This is a genomic window from Gordonia sp. UBA5067 (assembly GCF_002414845.1).
GTDB lineage: Bacteria > Actinomycetota > Actinomycetes > Mycobacteriales > Mycobacteriaceae > Gordonia > Gordonia defluvii.
In genome coordinates, this window is sequence record NZ_DIAX01000041.1 from 1 (window position 1) to 4,403 (window position 4,403).

Annotated in this window: 6 protein-coding genes; 2 read left to right on the forward strand and 4 right to left on the reverse strand. The window is 68.4% G+C overall.

Annotation, left to right across the window (positions count from 1 at the left end; genetic code table 11):
* Positions 1–115: 115 nt before the first annotated feature.
* Together B4M62_RS06360 and B4M62_RS06365 are read right to left on the reverse strand one after the other, a co-directional pair.
* The gene (locus B4M62_RS06360) at positions 116–1,306 is read right to left on the reverse strand and encodes a L,D-transpeptidase (protein ID WP_290706139.1); all 1,191 of its coding nucleotides are present in this window, start codon (positions 1,304–1,306) and stop codon (positions 116–118) included.
* Positions 1,303–1,533: a DUF3618 domain-containing protein gene (locus B4M62_RS06365; RefSeq protein ID WP_290706140.1), complete on the reverse strand. Its 231-nt coding sequence runs from the start codon at positions 1,531–1,533 to the stop codon at positions 1,303–1,305. Before B4M62_RS06365 ends, B4M62_RS06360 begins: the two co-directional genes overlap by 4 nt.
* Positions 1,534–1,651: 118 nt before the next feature.
* On the opposite strand from B4M62_RS06365, the gene bcp reads away from it, so the two are divergent.
* Complete coding sequence (gene bcp / locus B4M62_RS06370) at positions 1,652–2,125, forward strand: thioredoxin-dependent thiol peroxidase (RefSeq protein ID WP_290706141.1); 474 nt, start codon at positions 1,652–1,654, stop codon at positions 2,123–2,125.
* An 11-nt stretch (positions 2,126–2,136) separates the two neighbouring features.
* Positions 2,137–2,769 (forward strand): TetR/AcrR family transcriptional regulator, encoded by a 633-nt coding sequence (locus tag B4M62_RS06375; protein WP_290706142.1) that lies wholly within the window; start codon positions 2,137–2,139, stop codon positions 2,767–2,769.
* 32 nt (positions 2,770–2,801) lie between these two features.
* On the opposite strand, the gene B4M62_RS06380 is transcribed toward B4M62_RS06375, so the two are convergent.
* Together B4M62_RS06380 and B4M62_RS06385 are read right to left on the reverse strand one after the other, a co-directional pair.
* Complete coding sequence (locus tag B4M62_RS06380; RefSeq protein WP_290706143.1) at positions 2,802–3,212, reverse strand: holo-ACP synthase; 411 nt, start codon at positions 3,210–3,212, stop codon at positions 2,802–2,804.
* On the reverse strand, positions 3,209–4,403 hold a 1,195-nt coding region (locus B4M62_RS06385; RefSeq protein WP_290706144.1), incomplete at its 5' end, for a beta-ketoacyl synthase. The genes B4M62_RS06385 and B4M62_RS06380, both read right to left, overlap by 4 nt.

Sequence of the window (4,403 nt, forward strand, 5' to 3'; positions counted from 1 at the left end):
CTCTGCCAATTGAGCTAATGGCGCTCGCGAATGCGACCTCAAGACACTAGCACCACCGTGACCGAGAGACGAAATCAGCTGGTAGCGGCGCTATCTGCCCGCCGCTTCGCGGGCCTCAGGCGTTACCCTTCTTCCACACGTTCCACGGGACGTTCCAGTCGCCGAGCCCGTCGTCGCCGGGCAAGGTCGGACCGACGGTGTTCTTGACAATCACCACATCGCCGCGTTTGGCGTTCTCGCGGAACCAGAGCGCGTTCTCGTCGCTCACGTTGAGACAGCCGTTGCTGACGTCGGTGTTGCCCTGCTGCCCGAGCGACCAGGGCGCCGCGTGGACGTAGATCCCGCTAAACGAGATACGGGAGGCGTTGTACACGACCTCGCGGTAGCCCGCAGCGGACTTCACCGGCACGCCGTAGGTCGACGAGTCCATGATCACGCTGGGCACCCGCTCGGCGACCATATAGATCCCAGGGTTGGTCGGGGTCGAGTCCTTGCCCATCGAGGTCGGCATGGTGCGCACCTGTTTGCCGTCGACGAAGACGACGATCTGCTTGTTCTTGTCGTCGGCGATCGCCACAAAGCGACGCCCAACCGTGTAGTGCGTCGTCAGGTTGCTAGCACCGAACACGCCGTCTCCGAGGTCGATTCCCTTGGCGCGCACCGAGATCGACACCTTGGTGCCCGGCGCGAAGAAGTGTTCGGGCCGCCACCGGACCATCGAGTCGTTGAGCCAGTAGAACGCGCCCTCGACCGGCGGGTCGGTGGTGACGGTGATCGCCCGCTGCGCGTTGCGCTTATCGGTGACTGGTGCGTCGAAGTTGATCGGCACGGTTTGGCCGACGCCCACGATCTCGCCGTCGCCGACCGTTGTCGACACATCGGCGAAACTCGACGCCGAACTCGTCGTGAAGCCGACCTGCTCGGCCCGCTCCCCCGCGACGCCGCGCGCCGCGGCGGTCAAGGTGTAATGGGCCCCGAACGACAAGGTCCCCGTCGACTGCCAGTGCCGTCCATCGTCGCTGATCCGCCCGGGCACGCGACCTGTCGGGCCGGACACCGCCACATCGGACAACATGCCGTCGCGAGTGGTGACCTCGACCGGTGCACCGGGCATCACCCCGACGGCGGCGTCCTTGAGCGGCTTGCCCTGCCAGCCGGTCACCGCCAGCGTCGGGCGCGCCTCGTTCTGAAAGCCGGTGACCTTTTGAACCTGGTCAGGATACGTCGGCGCCTTCGTACAACCGGCGGCACCCAGGACGACGCCGAGCGCGAGCGCGAGCGCCGCCAGCCGCCACCGCCGACTCACCGCTGCCCGCCGCGCAGCTTGCGGATGGCCAAGACTGCCACCAGTGCCCCGGCACCGATAAGCGGGTACTTCACGGCGGGCTTCTGCAGGGTTTCGACGGCCCGCGCCTTGGCATCGTCGGCCAACCGTTGCGGATTGGCTCGGTCGGCCAGCTGGTCGAGCGTCGATGCCAGGTCCTCGCGGGCCTGGGCGATCTGCTGCTCGATGCGCTCGGTGTCGTCGGCCACTGGGGGATCTCCTTCTCGCTGCGGTACTGCACTCGACGTTTGAGGATACTCTGCGGCCCGGCCGCCGGCGGACGGCGATCGGGACGGGACCCGGCGCCGATCGGCTAGCCTCAGACGCATGTCCGCCAATCAGCGCCTGTCCGTCGGTGATCCGGCACCCGGTTTCACCCTCACTGATTCGACCGGCACACCGGTCTCCCTGGCCGACTACGCCGGGCGGCGAGTCATCGTCTACTTCTACCCGGCAGCGATGACGCCGGGCTGTACGAAGCAGGCGTGCGACTTCCGGGACAACCTGCACGAGCTGAATGATGCGGGCCTCGATGTGGTCGGGATTTCCCCCGACAAACCCGAGAAGTTGGCCAGGTTCGCCGATGCCGACGGTTTGACCTTCCCGTTGCTGTCCGACCCGGACAAGACGGTGCTGGCGCGGTGGGGCGCGTTCGGCGAGAAGAAGCTCTACGGCAAGACGGTCCAGGGTGTCATCCGGTCCACGTTCGTCGTCGGACCCGACGGGCGGATCGAAGTGGCCCAGTACAACGTGCGGGCCACCGGCCACGTGGCCAAATTGCGCCGCGACCTCAAGATCTAGCCGCACCCGATATGGGCGACCCGACGACAACACCACTGGTCCCCCGGCGACGGCCCGCGCAGGAGCGCAGCCGACGGAAGTTTGACACCATGCTCGCGGTGGCGCGCGATCTTCTCACCGACGTCGGCTTCGAGTCGATGACGTGTGAGGAGATCGCCGCCCGCGCTGATGTGCCGATCGGCACGCTGTACCAGTTCTTCGCGAACAAATATGTGATCGTGTGCGAGTTGGACCGGCAGGACACCGTGGCGGTGCAGGCCGAGTTGGTCGAACTGGGTTCGGCGATCCCGTCGTTGGAGTGGCCGCATCTCCTCGAGCGCTTCCTCGACCATCTCGCCGCGTTGTGGCAGCACGACCCCTCGCGGCGGGCCGTCTGGCTGGCGGTGCAGTCCACGCCCGCGACGCGCGCCACCGCCGCGCTCAACGAGCAAGCCCTGGCCGAGCAGGTGGAGCACATTCTCGCGCCGCTGACGCCGCACCAGCGTGCTCGGCGCAAGACGATGGCCCGCCTGCTGGTGCACACCGCGTACTCCGCGCTGAGCTTCTCCGTGCAGGCGGGCCAGGATCGCGCCGCCGTTGTGAGCGAGCTCAAGTTGATGCTCGGCGGCTATCTGCTGGGCGAGCAGGACAAGCTCGGCCCCTAGCCGCGAGCACCGTTCTACCCGCCTGCACCGTTCTACCCGCCTGCACCGCCTTCCCCCTCTTCCAGGATCGCCACGGCCGCGGCCGTGTCGCCGTCGTGGGTGAGCGATACATGGATCCGCGCCTGGGCGAGGAAGTCTCCGATGGCTCCCGACAACCGGATCGCCGGGCGACCCCAGTTGTCGGTCACCACCTCGATGTCGGAGTGCACGATCATCGGCAGTGCCGGCCGGCGCGCGAAACGGCTCACCGACCACGCCTTGATCACCGCCTCCTTGGCGGCCCAGCGGGCGGCCAGGGAACGCTCGGCATCACCGGCGCCCGACCGGGCGTCACGTCGCTCACCGGCGGTGAACGCCTCAGCGAACCGCGTCCCCGGCTGGCGCATCTGCTCGGCGAACCCGGGGATCGACACGATGTCGAGCCCCACCCCGAGCACGGTCACCGGTGGCACCCCACGCGGTACGCCCCGCCGGAGTCCAGCCGCGCATCGTCGTCGAGCAGCAGTGCAGCCTCCTGGCTGCCCTCACTCTGGTCGGCGGCATCGTCGAAGCGCCGGCCGGCCGGCCGGCGGTACGCCGGGTCGCCGCCGCACATCGCGGCGAGGATCCGCTGCTGACCGTCGCGCAGCCGCTCGGCGCGGCGGGCCCGATAGGCCTCCCGCTCGTCGACCGGCAACGAGGCGATGAACGCCTCCGGATGAACAACCGCAATCAGACCCGACACGTGGCCGAAGCCGAGCGACGTCAACAGACCCGCCTTCAACTCGAACTGCCCACCCATCCGCATCGGGGTCGTCGGCCACACGAGCCGGTCGTACTCCGCCAGCGCGTCGTCGACGCAGTCGAGGCTTCGGTTGGGCGGGATGATGCCGGAGTTCAGCACCTGGCACAGCCCGATCAGCTGGAAGGCCGCCGCGCCGCCCTTGGCATGGCCGGTCAGCGCCTTCTGCGACACGACGAACAGCGGGGCGCCGTCGCTGCGCCCGATGGCCGACGCGAGGTGCTCGTGCAGCTTCGACTCATTCGGGTCGTTGGCCTTCGTTGACGTGTCGTGCTTGGAAACCACCGCGACATCGTCTGAGCTACAACCCAATTCGCGCAACGACCGGGCCAGCGGCGACTCGAGCGAACCACGGGCCGCACCGAGTGCACCGATTCCGGGCGCCGGGATCGACGTGTGCACACCATCGCCGAAGCTCTGCGCGAACGCGACGACCCCGAGCACGGGCAGGCCGAACTGCGCCGCGACATCGCCGCGGGCCAGCAGCACCGTGCCGCCGCCCTGCGATTCGACGAAGCCGCCGCGTCGACGGTCGTTGGCCCGCGAGTAGCGGCGCTCGTCGATGCCGCGGGCGGCCATCGCCGCCGAGTCTGCCGTCGCCGACATGTCACCGAAGCCGACAATCCCCTCAATGCCCAGGTCGTCGAACCCGCCGGCAACCGCGAACAGGGCTTTGCCGAGGCGGATCTTGTCGGCGCCCTCCTCCACCGACACCGCGGCGGTGGCACAGGCGGCAACCGGGTGGATCATCGATCCGTAGCTGCCGATGTAGGACTGGACGACGTGGGCGGCAACGACATTGGGCAGGGCCTCCTGCAGGATGTCGTTGGCCTTGGACTCGCCGAGCAGCGTG